An 18,589-nucleotide genomic window follows, 5' to 3' on the forward strand; every position below is an offset into this window, starting at 1 on the left:
CTCGTCAGCTGTCGCGCAGCAGCGCGTCGACGCGCGCACGCTCCTCGGGGGTCAGGTCTGGGGTATCGGCCGCCGCATGACGGCGACCCTTCAGATAGCGGGCAACGCCGATGCCGCCGATCACCAGCACGCCCATCGGCAGCAGCCACAGCGCCCAGGTCGCCGGCTCGAACGGCGGCTTGAGCAGCACGAAATTGCCGTAGCGCGCGACGACATAGTCCATCGTCTGGTCGTCGCTCTTGCCCGCCGACAATTGCTCGCGGACGATGATCCGCAGGTCGCGCGCCAGCGGCGCATCTGAATCGTCGATCGACTGGTTCTGGCAGACGACGCAGCGCAGCTCCTTGCTGATCGCCCGCGCCCGTGCCTCGAGCGCCGGATCGGCGAGCTGCTCGTCCGGCAGCACCGCGCCTGCCGTGCCCGCCACGAACAGCGAGGCGAGCAGGAGAAAGCGTAGCGCCCTCATGCCTCGGCCCTCAGCTTCGCCAGCAGCGGCGCCAGCTTCTCGTCATAGTCCTGCGGGGTGATCGGGCCGATATGCTTGTAGCGAACGCGGCCCTTCTTATCGATGACGAAGGTCTCGGGAACGCCGGTGACACCGAGCTCGATGCCGGCGCGGCCCGATTCATCGTTGCCGATCACGCGATAGGGATCGCCCAGTTCGGCGATCCACTTGGCGCCGTCGGCCGCCGGCTCCTTCCAGTCGAGGCCATAGACCGGCACGCCCTTCGCTTTCAGGTCGAGCAACAGCGGGTGCTCGACACGGCAGGGCAGGCACCAGGAGGCGAAGACGTTGAGCAGCGCCGGCTCGCCGGTCAGCATCGCGGTCTTCAGGCCCGGCTGGCCTTCGGAAAGCGGCGGCAGGTCGAGCACCGGCAGCGGCCGGTCGATCAGCATCGACGGCAGCTTCGACGGATCGCGCGTCAGCCCGAAGGCGAAGGCGGCAACGACGACGGCGAAGATCACCACCGGCAGGAGGAACAGCAGCCGGTTCATTCGGCGGGCGCCATCACCGGCGGCGGCGTCACGGTGCGCGCCGCGCGGCTCGGCGCGCCGACGCGCAGCCGGCGGTCACCGAGCGAAACGCAACCACCCAGCGACATCAGGATCGCGCCGGCCCAGATCCAGCCGACCAGCGGATGATTGTAGATGCGCACGACGAGCCCGTCGGCGCTGGCCTCGCCGATCGCGACATAGGTGTTGCCGCGGATTTCGGCATGGATGCCCGCCTCAGTGGTCTGCTGGCCGCTGACCGGATAGGCGCGCCGCTCTGACGACAGCTCGAAAATGTGGCTGCCGCGGCGAACGAGGAACAGTGCCTGCTCCGCCTGATAATTGGGTCCTTGCGTCATGCGCACATCGGACAAGGTCACCTGGATATCGCCGAGCGTCTCGGTGGCGCCCGGCGTCATGGTGACGACCTTCGACGTCTCCCACGCGGTCATCGCACTCATGCCGGCGGTCATCAGGCCGAGCCCGGCGTGCGCCATCACCATGCCGTAGACGGCGAGCGGGGTGGTGCGCAGCAGGCGCAGCGAGCTGTCGCCCGCGGCCGCGCCGAGCCGCGCGCGGCGCACCAGCAACAGCAGCGCGCCGAGCACCAGCCACAGGCCCAGGCCCAGCCCGAAGGCGGCGAGCGTGTCGGCCAGCCCGGAGAACGCGACGGTGATCGCAAACAGCGCCAGCGCCGCGATCGCCGGCCAGCGCAGCCGCTGCCAGAGCGCCGGCAGCCTGTCCTTCTTCCACTGCAGCATCGGTCCCGGCGTCACCAGCAGCAGCAGCGGAATGACGATCGGCACGAAGGTGATCGCGTAGAAGGGCGGGCCGACCGAAATCTTGTCGCCGTTCACCGCGTCGACCACCACTGGATAGAAGGTGCCGAGGAAGACGGTGGCGGTCGCCGCCATCAGGAACAAATTGTTGGCGGTGAGGCCGCCCTCGCGGCTGACCGCGCCGAACATCGCACCCGACTTCATCGTCGGCGCGCGCCACGCGAACAGCGCCAGCGCCGCGCCGGTGAAACCGATGATCATCGCGAGGATGAACACGCCGCGCTCCGCATCGACCGCAAAGGCATGGACGCTGGTCAGGATGCCCGAACGGACAAGGAAGGTGCCGACGAGGCTCAGCGAGAAGGTGAGGATGCCGAGCAGGATCGTCCAGCTGATCAGCGCGCCGCGCCGTTCGAGGACGAGCGCCGAATGGAGCAGCGCGGTGCCGAGCAGCCACGGCATCAGCGAGGCGTTCTCGACCGGGTCCCAGAACCACCAGCCGCCCCAGCCGAGCTCGTAATAGGCCCAGAAGCTGCCGAGCGCGATGCCGGCGGTGAGGCTGACCCAGGCGGCAAGCACCCACGGCCGCACCCAGCGCGCCCAGGCGGCATCGACGCGGCCCTCGATCAGCGCGGCGACCGCGAAGGCGAAGGCGACCGAGAAGCCGACATAGCCGAGGTAGAGCAGCGGCGGGTGCAGCGCGAGGCCGGGGTCCTGCAGCAGCGGGTTCAATTCGCTGCCATCCAGCGCCGCCGGCACCAGCCGCTCGAACGGGTTGGAGGTGAACAGCAGCAGCGCCATGAAGGCGACGCCGATCAGCCCCTGCACCGCCAGCACGCGCGCCTGCAGCGTCTCGCGCAGATTGTCGCCGAACCAGGCGACGGCACCGCCGAAGACCGCAAGGATCAGCACCCAGAGCAGCAGCGAGCCCTCATGGTTCCCCCAGGTGCCGGCAAAGCGGTAGATCAACGGCTGCGTCGAATGGGTGTGCTGCGCGACGATCGCGTAGGAAAACTCAAGCCCGACGAACAGTTCGATGAGGCAGCCGAAGGCGATGGCGACGAACAGCGCCTGCCAGATCGCGGTCGCGCGCCCGAACGCCATCAGCGCCGGATCGGCGCGCGCGGCGCCGATGAACGGCACCACCGACTGCACGATCGCCAGCACGAAGGCCAGGATCAGCGCGAAATGTCCGATTTCCCCCCACATAGGCGCCCCCGATAGCCTTGATGCCGGCCGCAATCTAGCCGCGCCGACGCCACACCGTAAGCCAGTCGTAACGACGCAGCGGAAAGCTGCTCGCAAAGCCCTCTGGGCAGTGTATATTCCGGCGCGGAGGGGGAGTAGTCGACAGTGTCGGAACGCTATCGGATTGCCATCGTCGGCTCCGGTCCCGCCGGGCTAAGCGCTGCCGGCCGCGCCGCCGCGCGCGGGTTGCCGCATATCCTCCTCGAAAAGACCGACCATCTGTCGGACACCATCTACAAATATCAGCGAGGCAAGCACGTCATGGCGACGCCGAGCCAGCTCGTGCTTCGCTCCGACATGTCGTTCGACGCCGGCAAGCGCGAGACGGTGCTCGGCACCTGGAACGAGCAGGCGGGACCAGTCAACGTGCGCCTCAATGCCGAGGTGAAGTCGATCACGGGTAGCCAAGGCAATTTCGAGATCACGCTGACCAACGGCGACAAGCTGATCGCCGAGACGGTGGTCCTCGCCATCGGCACGCAGGGCAACCCGAACACCGTGCGCGCCGAGGGCGGCCACCTGCCGCACGTCCAGTATCAGCTCGACGACCCCGCCGAATATGTCGACGAGAATATCGTGGTGATCGGTGCCGGCGACGCGGGCATCGAGAATGCGCTCGGCCTCGCCGCCGACCCTGAGCAGCGCAACATCGTCTCGATCGTCAACCGCTCGGCGGATTTCGCCCGCGCCAAGGACGCCAACGTCAAGGCGCTGACGCAGGCGCGTGATCAGGGCCGCATCGCCATCCTCACCGAATCGTCGCCGTCGAAGATCGAGGCGGGCTGGATGACGCTCGACACCCGCGACGGCGAGGCGCGCATTCCCTGCGACCGCGTCATCGCGCGCATGGGGTCGGCGGCGCCGCGCAAGTTCGTCGAAAGCTGCGGCATCGAATTCACCAGCGAGGACCGCGAGGCGTTCCCGAAGCTGTCGCCGACCTTCGAGACGACGACGCCGGGCGTGTTCGTGATCGGCGCGCTCGCCGGCTATCCGCTGATCAAGCATTGCATGAACCAGGGCTATGACGTCGTCGAATTCATCGCCGGCAACACCGAGCTGAAGCCCGCCGACGAGCCGATTCTCGAAAAGAAGCTGGAAGGGCTGCCCGGCCGCAAGTCGGTCAGCGAGTGGCTCGAATTCCTGCGCGCCAACGTCGAGATCCTGAACGAGCTGTCGCCGCTGCAGATGCGCGAGTTCCTGCTCGATTCCGAAGTGCGCTTCTACAAGAAGGACGATCGCGTCTTTGAACGCAACGCGCCCGGATCGTCGCTGTTCGGCATCGCCTCGGGCGGCGTGCTGGTCGAGATCAAGCCGACCGATCCGTCGGTGACCGTGCCGATCCCGGCGGGCTCGATCTTCGGCGAGGTCGGCCTGATCTCGGGCCGCCGCCGCGGCGCCACCATCCGCGCCGGCGCCGATTCGATCCTCGTCGAGATTTCGCGTACCGCCGCGCTCAAGCTCATGGCCACCGTGCCGAGCGCCAAGCGCACCATCAACCGCATCACCACCGAGCGGCTGCTGCTGCAGATGTTCGGCTCCGGCCTGTCGCGCACCGACATCGAGGAAGTGGTCGCCTCGGCCGAGGTGAAGACGGTGAAGGCCGGTGAGCCGATCATCAAGGAGGGCGAGGACGGCTACGACATCTTCGTCATCCGCTCGGGATCGATGGTCGTGCAGAAGGAAATCGGCGGCAAGCCGATCTTCCTCTCCTATGTCCCGGCCGGCGCCTATGTCGGCGAGATGGCGCTGATCGACGGCGGCCGCCGCACCGCGACGGTCAAGGCGGCGGTCAAATCCGACGTCATCAAGCTGGAGGGCGATGCCTTCCGCCGACTGCTCGCGCGCAAGCCCGAACTCGCCAAGAAGGCGCAGACCGACATGGCAGCGCGAAAGGACCTCAACAATTACATCGAGGCGAAGAAGGACAGCTTCGGCGGCATCGTCGATATGTACAGCTCGGTCGCGAGCTTCCTCGTCGAGAACGGCGTCGGTGAGGCGACCGACGTGCTGCTCATCGACGAGCATCTCTGCGTCGGCTGCGACAATTGCGAGAAGGCCTGCGCCGACAGCCATGACGGCCTGTCGCGGCTCGACCGCGAGGCGGGGCGCACCTATGCGCACCTCCACGTCCCGACCTCATGCCGGCACTGCGAGCATCCGCACTGCATGGCCGACTGCCCGCCCAACGCCATCCATCGCGGCCCCGACGGCGAGGTGTTCATCGACGACACCTGCATCGGCTGCGGCAATTGCGAGCGCAACTGCCCTTACGGCGTGATCCGCCTCGACAAGGTGCCGCCGAAGAAGCCGGGCCTGCTGTCATGGCTGGCGTTCGGCGCCGGCCCCGGCCCCGGCGAGCCCGACAAGAAATGGGCCTACGCGAAGGCCAAGAAGGCCGGCGTCGAGGCGCCGAAGAAGGCGATCAAGTGCGACATGTGCTCAGGGAAAGCCGGCGGCCCCGCCTGTGTGCGCGCCTGCCCGACCGGCGCGGCGATCCGCGTCTCCCCGGAGGAATTCCTGTCGGTCGCGCTGCTGTCGCGCGGGGATAGCTGAACGCGATGGCGCGCGCGGCAACCCAGGGCAAGCGGCGGCGCGGTGGCGACGTGCAGCACGAGGGCTTCCTCGCCTATGCCAACCGCCGCTACCTGAAATGGGCGACGGCGATCAGCCTCGTCGCCATCCTCGTCTACCTGCTGGTCGACGTGACGCCGCGCCACAATGGCGGCAGCTGGTACGGCTATCTGCTCGGCACCGCCGGCGCCGGGCTGATCGTCTGGCTGGCGCTGCTCGGCATCCGCAAGCGCGCGATGACGCCGGGCCGCTGGTCGCTGAAGGCCTGGACCTCGGCGCACGTCTATCTCGGCCTCGCGCTGATCGTCATCGGCACCCTCCACACCGGCTTCCAGCTCGGGTGGAACGTCCACACGCTCGCTTACGTCATGATGATGCTGGTCATCGCCTCGGGCATCTTCGGCATCGTCGCCTATGCACGGCTGCCGCAGGCGATGAGCCTCAATCGCGCCGAGACCACGCAGGCGCAGATGCTCGATACCTTGCGCGCCATCGACCGGCAGATCCACGACACCGCGCAGCCGCTCGGGCCGGCGCAGGCAGCGATCGTGCGGCAGAGCCTCGAGAATTGCGATGTCGCGGGTGGCCTCTACGCGCGGATCACCGCGCGCCATCCGCGGTGCGGCAACCGCGCCGCGCTGGAGGGCGTGCGCGCCGAGGTGCGCAACAACCCGCCCAACAAGGAGGTGCTGAGCCAGCTGCTGTTCCTGCTGGAGCGCAAGGGCGCGATGCTGGCGCAGGCGCGCCGTCACATCCGCTACAAGACGCTGCTGGAAATCTGGCTGTACGTCCACGTCCCGGCCACCTTTGCCCTGCTGGCGGCGCTGATCGCGCACATCGTCAGCGTGTTCTTCTACTGGTGAGGCCGGCGTGAGCTTCATCGTTCGCGAAATCGCGCGCCGTGCCACCGGCGGCGGAGATATCATCCGGGCGGTGCGCCACGACGTCGCGGCGCTGACCGTCGGCCGCGCGTCGGACAACATCATCGCGCTCGCCGACCTCGCGGTGCTGCCGCACCATGCGATGCTGACAGAGCGGCCGGGCGGCTTCATCCTCGCCGAGGCGCTGGGCGGCTCGCCGCTCGAGATCGACGGCAAGTTCGTGCCGCGCGCCGAGATCGAGGTGGCCAAGGGTGCGAAGATCACCGTCGGCAGCCATCGGCTGACCGTCGAGCCCGACGCCGACGGCGCCGTCATGGTCACCGTCGAGCGAGTCGCCGCCCTGTCGGAAGGCGCGCAGGCGGAGGACGAGGAGAAGATCTTCTCGCTGTCGGGCGCGATTCCCGGCAAGCGGCGCCTGGCGTGGGGGCTGATCGCGGCGGTGCTGATCGCCTTCCTAATCTGGCCGGTAACCGCGTTCATCACGCGCAACGCCGAGGAGCCGCGCCGCATCCATGGCGATTCGAGCTGGTCGACGGGCAGCCTGTCGGCGGCGCACGCCAATCTCGAGAATGACTGCCAGTCCTGCCATGTGAAGGCGTTCGTCGCGGTGCGCGACGAGACCTGCGTCGGCTGCCACATCAAGCTGAAGGACCATGCGACGCCCGACCGGCTGATGGCCGCGCACAGCGACAAGGGGCTGCAGGCGAAGTTCCGCTCGGCGATGGCGGGCACCTTCGGCCTCGAAGAATGGGGCTGCACCACCTGCCACAAGGAGCATGAGGGGCCAGTCGCGATGCCGCTGACCGCCGACAGCTTCTGCAGCGACTGCCACACCGGCCTGTCGAAGACCTTGCCCGACACCAAGCTGCTCGACGCCGGCGACTTCGAGGACGATCACCCCGAGTTCCGCCCGGCGATCGTCCGCGCCTCGACATGGGACGGGCCGCGCATCGAATTCGCCTCGCTCGCCGACAAGCCCAAGGAAGGCTCTGGCCTCAAATTCCCGCACCGGCTGCACCTGGTGAAGACCGGCGGCGTCGCGCAGATGGCGCAGCGCATGGGCACGATCGAGGCCGGTGCCGGGCTCGACTGTTCGAACTGCCACACGCCCGACGCGACCGGCGTGCGTTTCCGCGCCATCGAGATGGAGCGCGATTGCGGCTCCTGCCACACGCTCGACTTCGCCGAGGTCGGCGGCACGATGCGGCAGCTTCGCCACGGCGAGCCCGCGCAGGTCGTCGCCGATCTTCGCGACTTCTACCGCGCCGGTGGCAACAGCTTTGCCGGATCGATGGGGGCCAGAAATGAGGGGCGCCAGCGGCCGGGCGCGGTCGGCCAGCGCGCGGTGTCGCGCGGCGGCAGCGTCGATGCCCGCATCCGCGCAGTCTTCGAGGAAGGCGGCGCCTGCTACGACTGCCACGTCATCAAGGAGCCGGCCGCCGGCTCGCTCGACTTCAAGATATGGCCGGTGGTGCTGAAGGACCGCTACATGGACCGCGCCTGGTTCGATCATCGCGACCATGGCAACAGCGTCACCGCCTGCGGCACCTGCCATGCGGCGGAAACCTCGGATCGCGCCGCCGACCTGCTGCTGCCGGGCATCGCGGTCTGCCGCGACTGCCACACCGGCTCGCACCCCGAAAAGGGCAAGGTCACCTCGACCTGCGCGAGCTGCCACACCTATCATGAGGCGCCGGGCGCGCCCCGCGTGCTGAAGCCGGTCGGGGCAGACCGGCGGACGCCGTCGACGACGGAGACTTACAAACCGCGTATCGAGGGAGGCGCGCGGCCCGCGCGTTGATCATCCGTCAAGCATTCCCGTGCGTATCTCCACGGGGCAATGTGGACTGGGTGAGGGACGATGTGGGCCGACGGGCAGGCTAGAGGGGGCTCTTCCGGATCCATGGACCCGGCATATCAATCAAGCACGATGCGCGGCGACGGCCGGTCGCAGTCGCTGTTGATCGCGCAGATCACCGATCTGCACATCGGCTTTGAGCCCGGCAATCCGGACGAGTTCAACCGACGGCGGCTGGACGCGGTGTTCGCCGAGCTGGCGACGGTACAGCCGCGCCCCGACTTCATCGTCGCCAGCGGCGACCTCACCGAAAACGGCGACCTCGTCGACTATCTGACGCTGAAGGCGATTTTCGATGCCTCGCCGGTGCCAGTGCTGCCGATGATGGGCAACCACGACCTGCGCGAGACCTTCTGGGAGGTGTTTCCCGAGGTGCCGGGGCATGACGGCTTCGTCGAATATGTCGTCGACAAGGGGCCGCTGCGTATCCTCCTGCTCGATACGCTCGAGGTCGGCCGCCACGGCGGCGCCTTCTGCGACATCCGCGCCCGCTGGCTCGACGAGCGGCTGGCCGAGACCGACAAGCCGGTCGTCGTCTTCCTTCATCATCCGCCGGTGCAGACCGGCATCGACTGGATGACCATCAACGCCGCCGAGCCCTGGGCGGCAAAGATCGAGGCGGTGATCGCGCGCCACGGCAATGTCGTTGCGGTCCTTGCCGGCCATATCCACCGCTCGATCAACGTCGCCTGGGCGGGAACGCGCATCTCGGTATGCCCGTCGACCGCGCCGCAGGTGGCGCTCGACCTGCGCGAAATCGATCCGGCGAATCCCGACGGCCGGCCGCTGATCGTCAGCGAGCCGCCGGCCTATGCGCTCCACCTGTGGAACGGGCAGACCCTGCTCAGCCATCTCGGCCTCGCGGATGGCCATGCGGTGCTCGCCAGCTATACGCCGCAGCTCCAGCCGATGGTCGAAGGCATGCTCGTCGAGCGCGAAGCCGCCGTCGCCGTTTCCTAGACTTCTGCTGAAACGCTGAAGCTCAGCGGCGGCGCATCGCTCCGCCACCGCCGGCGGCCGCGCGCAGCGGCGGCTGCGCCGGCAGCCAATCCTCCATGCGCGTCGCATCGACAACGCGGTACGGCACGCCCTTCCGGTTGAGGAAGAAGCGCTCCATCTCCGCGCGCGTGAACGGCCGCGAGCCGAGGCGGCCGAACACCGCCATCTGGCCGCCGGTCTCGTCGACCGCACGGTCGCGGTCGAGGCCCTTCGACAATGCGAGCGCCGGTCCCTTGGTCCGCGCGAAGGCGATCAGCTCCGGTCGCGGCGCCGGCGAGAAGCCGTAGAAATTAGGCTGGCTGTCGGGGCTGGTGAGCTGCAGCACCTTCATGCCGTTCCGCCCGTCGGCGACATAGGCGAACAGCGAGGCGTTGGTCGACGCGACGATCACGTCCTCGGCGTCGTTCAAAGCGCCATCGAAGGTGACGCGCTGCACCAGCCGCGGCTTTTCCGGGTATTTGATGTCGACGATGACGAGGCCCTCGCGCTTCGCCGCAACATAGGCGTAGGTGCGCGCGAGGTAGATCTTGCGCGGATCCGCCAGCGGCACGCTCGCGCCTGCGACGAGCACCGGCTGGTCGAGCTTCGTCACGTCGAGCACCTTCAGCCCTTCGGCATCGGTGACGAACAGGTAGCGGAACTGCAGCGCGGAAGCGCGGGCGTCGCGCATGGGCACCGTCGCCGCGAGGCGCGGCTTGAGCGGATCGTTGAGGTCGACCACCACCAAGCCGACATCGGCGGTGATATAGGCGTAGCGGCCGCCGAGCGTGACGTGGCGGGCGCCGGTCAGCACACCGCCCTCGTTCCAGGTCACCGCGCGCTTAATGAAGTTGTTGCGCGGCTCGCCGTCCGCGAACGTGTTGACGTTGGTGAGGATCAGGCCCTCCACCGAATCGGTGATCACCGCATAATTGTAGATCGGGTGGAACGGCTGTTCCTGGTTCTCCGTCTGCATCATCGGCGTGTTGCGGGTCGGCGCGATCGGCTGGTTGGTCGACAGCGCCATGCAGGTCGCGTTCTTCGATTTGATGCGCGCGTCCTGGCCGAGCGGCGAGAAGGGCGCGGTGACGATGCGCTCCGAGGTGCCCTTGTTGGCGATGTTAGCGACGTCATAGACGCGGAAACCGCCACGCCCTTCCGTCACAAACAGATATTCGCCGCGCAGCTGCAGGCACTGCGTCGCGCCGCCGGTCTTCTGGTGGACGTTGGCGAACTCCTCGACCGCATGCGTCTCGCCCGACCATTTCGCGTCGAAGACCTTGCCGCGCCGCCATTCGACCAACTCACGCTTGTTGCGCTCGACATGCGCCTTGAAGAAGTCCGGATAGGCATATTTGTGCAGGTAAGAGCCGATCACCGCCTGCGGCTCGCTCCATTCGGTGACGCGCACCGCCTCCAGCCCCTTGTCGAGGCCGACATAGGCGTGGAGGCCGACGAAGTTGACGAAGTTGGTGCCCTGCAACAGCAGCTGCGCCATGATCGCATTATTGTCGTTGTCGGCCGACAGGTGGCAGTCGGTGCAGGTCTTGGTCTCGGTCTTCCTCACCGTGTGCGGGAAGTGCGGCGCGAACGCCTGGCTGGAGAAGCCGCTCGCCGCGATCGGCGGCTGCTGCACGTAAAGCCGCTCGCGGTTGATGTTGGTCGACGACAGCACCAGCGCCGAGGTCGAGCGCACCGGCGCGATGATGTTGCCCTTGGTGGTCTGGTGCTTGCCGAGCTGGAACATCTCGTCGCGCGCCACCTGCGGATTATAGGTCGCGAAGTTGCGCGTGGTGTCGCCGTCATACTTGTGCCCCGGCGTCTTCCAGTTCGCCTCGATCGGCAGGTGGCAGCCGCCGCACGAGGTCGTCCACGACAGATGGCAGGTGTAGCAGGCCATCTCGCTGTCCTTGTGCGCCCGCTCCGCCTGCGGCACGCCCGGGCCCCAGCCGTAGCTGCCGGTCTCCGCGCCGGTCTTCGACATCAGCTTCGACCGCGCCGCCTTGGCGTTGAAGTGCGGGCTGGTGCGGTCGACCGCATCCTTCACCAGCGACACTTCCCATTCGAGCTTGGGGTCCATGATCGAGCGCTGGATCAAGGTGCGCCGGCCTTCGCGCTCCACCCATTCGAAGCGGCGGCGGCCGTCGGGGTTGCGGATCGACGACAGGTCGTTGCCGCCCGGCCGCGCCGCGGGGCCCGAGGTCTTCAGACTGGGGAAGGCATCGACGGTGCCGTGGCAATCCTTGCAGCCGATCTCGACCGCGTTCGCCACCTCGCCGTAGATGAAGCCGTTGCCGTGGCTGTCCTGCGCGAAGTGGCAGTCGGCGCACTGCATGCCCTTTTCGGCATGGATGTCCATCATGTGGACGGTCTTGCCGGGGTTTACGCCGACGGGGACGAACTTGTCCTCGCCTTGTCTGCGCCATTTCTCCGGATCGTCGTTGGCGACGATATTGCCTTCCGCGTCGAGCAGATTGCCCTCGCGGTCGCGCTTGAAGATGGCACGGAAATTCCAGCCGTGACCGTGATAGTCGGCGAACTGGGTGTCCTTCAGCTTCGGGTTGAGGTCGTAGACATTGCGCAGGAAGTCGAGGTCGCCCCAGTTGCCGAGCGCCGCCGCGCCTTCCGGGTTGCGGTCGTTGATCTTCCGGACCTCGTCGGCGGTCGGGTATTTCTGCTTCGCCGGCCACATGTGCGGCGCGTCCGATTCATAGTCCCACATCGTGTAGCCGAGGTAGGTGTTCATGAACATGTTCGGCTGGTGCATGTGGCAGTTCATGCACTGCGACGTCGGGATCGCGCGCGTGAACACATGCTTGATCGGATGGCCTTTTTCTTCCTTCGGGATCGTCGGGTCGACCGTCGCCGTCTTGCCGTCGCGGCCGTACTTCGCCCAGGTCAGGCTGTGCCGCGGCTCGCGGTCGTTCGCATAGACGACGTGGCACGATCCGCAGCCCGAGGTGCGATAGTCGCCCGGCTGATCGTTGGTGCCCATGAACCAGGTAAAGGGGTCGTTGAGGCGCGTCTTGTGCACGTTCAGCACCGGCACCGCGATGCGCAGGCCGGTGCCCGGGCCGCGGTTCGACTGGCGGACGTCGGGACGGCCCGGCTCCTCAATGCGCTGGATCGCGCCGGCGGCGTTGGGCAGGCCGATCTCGGGGAATTGCGTGCCGATGTTGCGGCCGCCGCGCTCGAACACGCGGAACACGTCGCCCGGCGGCGTCGTGTGCCAGCGCGGGATCGGGTAGAGTTCGGGCAGCGCGCCGCGCGCCTTCGCCTCGGCCGACAGCTCGCCCGGCTTCATCCCCGGCGACCCCGGCGAGGTCAGCTTCGCCGGCTCGCCCTTCGCCGTATAGGCCTCGCCGAGGATGTAATTCTTATAGGGCAGGATGCCGTTGTTGTAGGAGGCGCCGCCGAGCAGCATCGCGCCGGTCGCCATCAGCGAGCGCTCCGCCGCCTCGATCACCTCCATGTGGCAGGCCCCGCAGGCCTGCCGCGCGACGCGATAGTCGGACGGATTGACAAAGCGGACGAACTCGGGCGCTTCCTTGTTGAGCAGCGTGTAGCTGACCTTGGGGTTGGCCGAGCTCGGATAATGCCAGCTCTCCGGATAGCGCGGCAGCACGTGCGCGGCTTCCTGGAAGCGCATATAAGCGGCGCTCTTCGGGTTGAGGCCCGCCGGCGCCTTCACGCTCGCCTTGCCGCCGTGACAATCGACGCAGCCGAGCACCACCGCCGGCGAAGCGTGCATCGAATAGGCGTCCGACGCCGTGTGACAGGTGAGGCAACCGGCGCTCTTCGCGTCGGCCTGCGCCTTGGTCTGCGTCAGCGGCGACGGCGGGGTGAATTCATATTTGATGTCGCGCGGTTTCTCGCCCTCGGCGGCGATCAGCTGCGCCGAGCCGAAGGCCACCGCCGCGATCAGCAGCGCCCCCGCGGTCCAGCGTTTCAGCGATCCCCCCATCGCGCCCACCCTAGAAGGTCAGCGTCGCGTTGAGGAGGACCGAATAATAGCGGTCGTCGCCCGTCGCGTTGCTGAACAGGTCGGTGAAGCCCTTGCCGGGATCGAGCACCGCGGCGGAGGCGCGGATGACGACGTTCTGCGTGAAATAGGGCCGCCAGATCGCCGAGACCGAGGCGTCCCAGCCGATCTCGCGCGGGATCGAGCCCTCCATGCGCAGGGCTTTGAGCACCGCGGTCTTTTCGAACCACAGATGGTTGAGGTTGGTGGTGAGGCGAAGCTCGGGCGTCACGTCGAAATCGGCGCCGGCGCCGAGCAGCATCGTGCCGGGGTTAGCGAAGTTCGACTGGCCCTGCTCCTTCGAGGAACGCAGCGAGTTGAGGATGCCGTTGCGCCCCGCGATCGAGACGACGCGGCCGCCGCCGGCGAACGGGATGGTCTGGCGAATCCAGTAGCTCGTGTCGGCACCGGCGAACTGCGGGTTCTCGAAGATCGCGTCGAAGCCGCGCTCGGTGTCGTCATAGGGATCACCGTCGCCCGAGGCGTAGAGGCCCGACAGGCGGACGCGAATCCAGTTGAAGTCGTAGGACGGCTCGACGGCGGCGAAGAAGGCGCGGACCTTCGCCGGGCGGCCGGTGAAGATATTGTCGCGATCCTCGCCGACCGCGGCATAGGCCGAGGCGGTAAGGTTGATACGCCCGATGCGCCCGTCAGCATTGTAGCCGAGGTAAGTCACGTCATAGTCGCGGGCGCGCAGATTGCCGAGCAGCGCCGGGCGCACCGGGAAGCCGTTGGTGTCGACCTCGAGGCTGTTGCCTTCGCGGTTGCGGTTGTAGGCGACGATCACCTGGCTGGTCAGGCCGACGATCGGCAGATCCTGCCGGTAGAGGCTGCCGAGAAAGATGAGGTCGTCGCGTGGCGTGCGCGTGACGGCGTTGAGGCCCGAATTGGTGTCCTTCTCCAGCCGGCCGAAGACGGCGAGATTGAACTGGAAGCGGTTGTTGTCGCGGTTGCCGAACAGGCGTAGGCCCGGCTGGCTGTCCTGAAACAGGAAGCCGCGGAAGTCGCTCGAGAAGGGCTGGATGCCCGCGCGGATCGACACGAAGTCGTAGCGCGAATTGTCGAACTTGGTGAGGTGATAGTCGAGGAACAGCTCCTGCACGCCAAGGAAGGCGTCGGAGCGATGGGTGCCCTTCGACGGCTCGACGAACAGCACGCGCTTCTCGGGCACGTCGACGTGATTGTAGTTGGCAGCCAAGGTCAGCCGCAGCTCGACCGAGGGCGGCTGGAACGCCGTCGAGCCCTTGATGAAGGCAACGCTGGCGATGCTGGTCTGCGAGAAGACGAGGCTCGAGGTGCGGCCGAACACGTCGAGGCTGCCCGGCCGGTCGGTGGTCTGCACGCCGACCGGGATCGGGAAGGAGCGCGGCTCGACGACGGTGTCCGAGATGCCGGTCAGCACGAGGAAGCAATGGTCGGTGCCCTTGACCGGCCGGTCGCCCTTCAAGGTGTTCTGGTTATAGGGGTCCCACCAGCGGTCCTTGACGCCGATCGCATCGACGATGCGCCAGCGGTCGGGCACCGGCAGATGGTCGCCGGGGAAGGCTTCGGGCGCCGGCGGGCGGATGGCGCCCTCGTTGGTCTGCACCGTCGCTTCGGGAAGGCCGGGCCGGACACCCGGACGGCGGCGATCCTCGACCGGCGCGCCGATCATCTCGCCGATCATCGCCTCGCCGGCGTGTTGCGCGGCATGCGACGCTTCGGCGACCTCGGCATGCTCCAGCGCATGCGCCGCCTCGGCATGCGTGTCGTGCGCCGGCCCATGTGCGCCGGCGCCGATGAGCGCGCACATCGCGCCGAGGAAGCCGCCGCCGCTCATTTGCCGTTACACGCCGACTGGTCGGCGCTGTCGAGGAACGGCGCGAACGGGCAACCGACGTAGCGCAGCCGCGCCGTGCCGGGGTTCACGTCGACGACGATGGTGTCCGACCGACTGACAGGGTCGGCATTGCGGACGTTGGCGCCGCCGACGCCCGCATTGTGCGTGCCGAGGAACGAGATCATGTCGTCCTGATCGATGCCGTCGCCCGAGACGCCGATCGCGCCGACGAGCGTCGTGCCGCGATAGACCGGCACCGCGCCGGGGAAGATCTGGATGCCGTTGCGCAGTCGCGGTCCCGCCGCGCTCGGCGCGGGCAGGAAGGTGCAGGCGGCGGGCGTGTCGGGCGAGGTGCCGCCGCTCACCACATGGCCGACATGCTGCGCGAGATTGTCGAACACCAGCGCCGACTGCAGCCCGGTCGACAGCGGGCTCCAGTTGGCGATCGGCCGCGACAGTGGGCCGTTGGGCCGACCGAGTTCGCCGTCGGGGAAATAGGGCCGCGCGAGGTTGCCGATGGCGCGCGCGGTGATCGCCTTCTGACCGGTCAGCGCCGCCGGGTCGTTGAGGAAGGTGCGGGTGCGCGCGACGAACGCGCTGACGTTGGCGTCGGCGCCGGTCGCCAGCGCCGGGTTGCGCTGCGCCGCGAGCAGGTCGGCACCCGCGAAGCTGCCTGAGAAGAACATCGCGGTGCGTGCCTTCTGCAGCGACACGTCGATGCCGAAGATCGGCGCGTCGGGCGAGCGCACGAGGCCGAGCACATTGCCGTTGGTATCGACCATCGAGATCGACACCTGCGCGCGGCTGTCGAGCGGGCGGCGGATTTGCGCGCGCGCTCGGCTCATGACGGTGAACGCCTCGCCGAGCACGCTGCGCACCTCGGCGGCGGTCAGCGCGTTGGCGCCATCGGTGCCGGCGCGCGGCGGGTAGCGGTTGGCGCCGGAACCGTCGGTCAACACGAACACGTCGCTATTGGCATATTCGGCGGTGGTGGCGCGGCGCACGCCGCTGCCCTCGGTGCCATAGGTCTGGCCGGCGATGATCGCGCCGGCGCTGTAGCCGATGACCGGCGCCAGCGTGCCGAGCGTCGCGGCGATGGTGGCGAACGGCCGCGCGCTCGCCGGCGTCGAGCGTAGCGCGGCGGGCGTCGCGTCCGAATAGCGAAGGGTGGTGCCGTCGACCGAGACGCGGTCGGCGCGAATTTCGGTCGGCGCTTCGAAGCCGGTCAGCCCCGCCGTCGCGATGATCTCCTCGGCATCGTCGTCGGTGTCGAGAATCTCGGTGTCGAAGCCATAGTCGCCATCGGCCATCACGCCGATGCCGCCGACCACCACGCCGTTCTTGTAGAGCGGAAAGCCGCCCGCATCGGCAGCGAGGCCGAGCGGCGAGCGCTTCGGCCCGATGAAGGCCGCCGGGCCACCGCCCGCCGCGAAGCGCGACGCGAGATCGGAGCAGGGGAGCTGGCTGAACTGCACGCCGAACAGCGGCCCGCTCTCGAGGCCCGCCGTGCCGCGGCTCGGCGGAAAATGCTCCTGCACGATCATGCTCGCGGTGCGCGTCGAAAAGGCGTTGCCCGACGAGGAGAGATAGGCGCCGGTGATCGCCTTGGCGATCGCGCCCGCGCCCGCCGGCACGTCGACGCCTTCGAGGTCGGTGTTGGTGCCGCTGCGACTGGCGCGCAGCTTCGCCGTCGCGCGCGCCCCGTTCATCGCGAACACCGCCAGCACATTGCCAACCCGGTCGGTAACGGCGATCACCGAGGGCGTCGAGCGCGCCGCCGCTTCCTCGGCCGCTTGCGAAATGATCCGCTGCACATCGGCGACGGTCAGCGCCTCGGCCGCCGGCGCCGCGAACAGGCCGCCGCTCGGCGTCGGGGTGGGGCTGGGTGACGGTGAGGGGGTTGGCGCGGGTGTCGACGACCCGCCGCCCCCGCCGCCGCACGAGCTCACCGCGAACGCGACGCTCGCCAGCAACGCCACGGCCCGCGCACGCCGCATCAGCGCAGGCCCCGGACGCCCGCCGCCAGCCGCGCCGTCGTTGCGCGGAACTCCGCGGGCTTGAAGCCTTCCGGCGTGCGTACCGCGGCATAGGCGCGGTCGAGGTCGCCGCGCAGCAGCTTCGCCGCATTGCCGCCGACGCCGCCGGTCGCCTGCAGGTCGCTGATCAAGGTGTCGGCGGCCATCACCGCCTGCTGCGCGCCCTGATAGTCGGTGTAGAGCTGCCCCTGCGCCAGCACCGCCTCGAGGATCGACAGCGTCTGCGCATTCGAGAAGCTGGCATTCTCGAACGCCGCCGCCAGCGCCCGCGCGGTGCCGCCAAGCTGCCCGGCCGCCCGCACCGCGGTCGCGCGGTCGCTGGCGAACGCGGCATGGAACGCCCGCGACTGGGTGGTCAGCTGCGCGGCCAGCGTCGGCGCGGCGATGCGCGCCGCCGCCGCCAGCATGATGATGTTCTCATCGTTGAACGTCGGGAAGCCCGACAGCGACGGCCGGCCCGGGTTCGCCACATCGGCCGGGCGGAAGCCCGGATCGTCGGAGAAATTACGGTGGCAGGTCCGGCAATCGAAGAAATAGAATTCGGGGAAAGCGCCGTCCTGCCCGCGCGGGGTCGCATAGAGCGCCGTCGCGCGGTCGAGCGCCATCGCCTGCCCGATCGCCCAGGTCTTCACGCCGCGCACCGTCTGCTTGCGGCGCCGGTAATCGGCGTCCTCGTCATGGTGGCGCTGAAGGGCGGTGAACAGGTCGAGTTCGAACGACACGCGCGGGTGACCCGCCGCCATGATGCGGTGGGTGACGAACTGGCCCTGACCCGCGCTGCCGAAATGGCAGTCGAGGCAGCGCTCGGCGCGCTTCTTCGGGTCGGACAGCGGGTACATGCCCATCGCGACGTTCGAGGCGTGCGTCGCGCCGACGGCATAATGGCTTGAGAGCCATTGCTGCGACCCGCCGTGGCAGGATTCGCACCCCACCCCTTGCGTGATGTCGAAGCGGGCACCGCGCAGCGCGGGCGGCGGATTGTCGGCATGGCAGCCGAGGCACATCGGCGCCTGATTGGCCGGGCCGATGCCGAGCTTCGCGGCAATCGCCTGCGAGCGCGGTTCGAGCAGCAGCTGATAGGCGCGCGAATGGGCGCCCGCCGGGCTGCTCGGTTCCTGCCAGGTCAGCAGCTCGTTCTGGCGGACCACGGCGCCGGTCGGCTCCTGCCGGCCGTGGCAGGTCGAGCCGCCGCAGGAGGCGACGCCCTCATGCCGGTAATTCTGCTGGGTCGATTGCGTGGGCGCGCCATCGGCGGGTCCGACGACGCCGAACACCGCCAGCGCGAGCCCTGCGCCGGCGACGCACATCAGCGTCCAGATTCGACCCCCCGCCATCCTCGCTCCCCGCGATGATGCACCGACCGAAAAACCCGGTCGATCCCCTGCTTATCCTTCTACCACTACAG

General features: G+C 68.3%; 11 protein-coding genes. 4 read left to right on the plus strand and 7 right to left on the minus strand.

Going from position 1 to position 18,589, the window contains the following annotated elements; genetic code table 11:
• Positions 1 to 4: 4 nt before the first annotated feature.
• The 3 genes from ACFOMD_RS08020 to ACFOMD_RS08030 are packed head-to-tail and all read right to left on the minus strand — an operon-like array spanning position 5 to position 2,981.
• Positions 5 to 466 (minus strand): cytochrome c-type biogenesis protein, encoded by a 462-nt coding sequence (locus tag ACFOMD_RS08020; protein WP_380859507.1) that lies wholly within the window; start codon positions 464 to 466, stop codon positions 5 to 7.
• A complete protein-coding gene (locus tag ACFOMD_RS08025; protein WP_380859509.1) occupies positions 463 to 996 on the minus strand; it encodes a DsbE family thiol:disulfide interchange protein in 534 nt (177 codons plus the stop codon). Before ACFOMD_RS08025 ends, ACFOMD_RS08020 begins: the two co-directional genes overlap by 4 nt.
• On the minus strand, positions 993 to 2,981 hold the full coding sequence (locus ACFOMD_RS08030; RefSeq protein WP_380859512.1) for a heme lyase CcmF/NrfE family subunit: 1,989 nt from the start codon (positions 2,979 to 2,981) through the stop codon (positions 993 to 995). Before ACFOMD_RS08030 ends, ACFOMD_RS08025 begins: the two co-directional genes overlap by 4 nt.
• A gap of 144 nt (positions 2,982 to 3,125) precedes the next feature.
• Between ACFOMD_RS08030 and ACFOMD_RS08035 the strand changes: the two genes are divergently transcribed.
• The 4 genes from ACFOMD_RS08035 (at position 3,126) to ACFOMD_RS08050 (ending at position 9,290) form a co-directional block, all read left to right on the plus strand.
• On the plus strand, positions 3,126 to 5,573 hold the full coding sequence (locus ACFOMD_RS08035) for a cyclic nucleotide-binding domain-containing protein (RefSeq protein ID WP_380859515.1): 2,448 nt from the start codon (positions 3,126 to 3,128) through the stop codon (positions 5,571 to 5,573).
• Positions 5,574 to 5,578: 5 nt separating this feature from the next.
• Positions 5,579 to 6,454, plus strand: a complete 876-nt coding sequence (locus ACFOMD_RS08040; protein ID WP_380859518.1) for a hypothetical protein — start codon at positions 5,579 to 5,581, stop codon at positions 6,452 to 6,454.
• 7 nt (positions 6,455 to 6,461) lie between these two features.
• Positions 6,462 to 8,273 (plus strand): cytochrome c3 family protein, encoded by a 1,812-nt coding sequence (locus ACFOMD_RS08045; protein ID WP_380859521.1) that lies wholly within the window; start codon positions 6,462 to 6,464, stop codon positions 8,271 to 8,273.
• A gap of 129 nt (positions 8,274 to 8,402) precedes the next feature.
• A complete protein-coding gene (locus ACFOMD_RS08050; protein ID WP_380859524.1) occupies positions 8,403 to 9,290 on the plus strand; it encodes a phosphodiesterase in 888 nt (295 codons plus the stop codon).
• A gap of 22 nt (positions 9,291 to 9,312) precedes the next feature.
• Here the strand turns inward: ACFOMD_RS08050 and ACFOMD_RS08055 are convergent, their stop codons facing one another.
• The 4 genes from ACFOMD_RS08055 to ACFOMD_RS08070 are packed head-to-tail and all read right to left on the minus strand — an operon-like array spanning position 9,313 to position 18,518.
• Positions 9,313 to 13,272: a hypothetical protein gene (locus ACFOMD_RS08055; RefSeq protein WP_380859527.1), complete on the minus strand. Its 3,960-nt coding sequence runs from the start codon at positions 13,270 to 13,272 to the stop codon at positions 9,313 to 9,315.
• A 10-nt stretch (positions 13,273 to 13,282) separates the two neighbouring features.
• Entirely contained in the window at positions 13,283 to 15,148 is a 1,866-nt protein-coding gene (locus ACFOMD_RS08060; protein WP_380859530.1) for a hypothetical protein, read from the minus strand.
• On the minus strand, positions 15,145 to 17,145 hold the full coding sequence (locus tag ACFOMD_RS08065; protein ID WP_380859533.1) for a heme-binding protein: 2,001 nt from the start codon (positions 17,143 to 17,145) through the stop codon (positions 15,145 to 15,147). The genes ACFOMD_RS08060 and ACFOMD_RS08065 overlap by 4 nt, the downstream gene beginning before the upstream one ends.
• Entirely contained in the window at positions 17,145 to 18,518 is a 1,374-nt protein-coding gene (locus ACFOMD_RS08070) for a multiheme c-type cytochrome (RefSeq protein ID WP_380859536.1), read from the minus strand. The genes ACFOMD_RS08065 and ACFOMD_RS08070 overlap by 1 nt, the downstream gene beginning before the upstream one ends.
• Positions 18,519 to 18,589: the final 71 nt, after the last annotated feature.

Source organism: Sphingoaurantiacus capsulatus (assembly GCF_042648405.1).
GTDB classification, from domain to species: Bacteria; Pseudomonadota; Alphaproteobacteria; order Sphingomonadales; family Sphingomonadaceae; genus Sphingoaurantiacus; species Sphingoaurantiacus capsulatus.

Excerpts from the sequence above, each read along its gene's own strand:
- ACFOMD_RS08065 (WP_380859533.1), bottom strand. The coding sequence starts at position 17,145 with ATGCGGCGTGCGCGGGCCGTGGCGTTGCTGGCGAGCGTCGCGTTCGCG.
- ACFOMD_RS08025 (WP_380859509.1), bottom strand. The coding sequence starts at position 996 with ATGAACCGGCTGCTGTTCCTCCTGCCGGTGGTGATCTTCGCCGTCGTC.
- ACFOMD_RS08040 (WP_380859518.1), top strand. The coding sequence starts at position 5,579 with ATGGCGCGCGCGGCAACCCAGGGCAAGCGGCGGCGCGGTGGCGACGTG.
- ACFOMD_RS08050 (WP_380859524.1), top strand. The coding sequence starts at position 8,403 with ATGCGCGGCGACGGCCGGTCGCAGTCGCTGTTGATCGCGCAGATCACC.
- ACFOMD_RS08020 (WP_380859507.1), bottom strand. The coding sequence starts at position 466 with ATGAGGGCGCTACGCTTTCTCCTGCTCGCCTCGCTGTTCGTGGCGGGC.
- ACFOMD_RS08055 (WP_380859527.1), bottom strand. The coding sequence starts at position 13,272 with ATGGGGGGATCGCTGAAACGCTGGACCGCGGGGGCGCTGCTGATCGCG.
- ACFOMD_RS08030 (WP_380859512.1), bottom strand. The coding sequence starts at position 2,981 with ATGTGGGGGGAAATCGGACATTTCGCGCTGATCCTGGCCTTCGTGCTG.
- ACFOMD_RS08060 (WP_380859530.1), bottom strand. The coding sequence starts at position 15,148 with ATGAGCGGCGGCGGCTTCCTCGGCGCGATGTGCGCGCTCATCGGCGCC.
- ACFOMD_RS08070 (WP_380859536.1), bottom strand. The coding sequence starts at position 18,518 with ATGGCGGGGGGTCGAATCTGGACGCTGATGTGCGTCGCCGGCGCAGGG.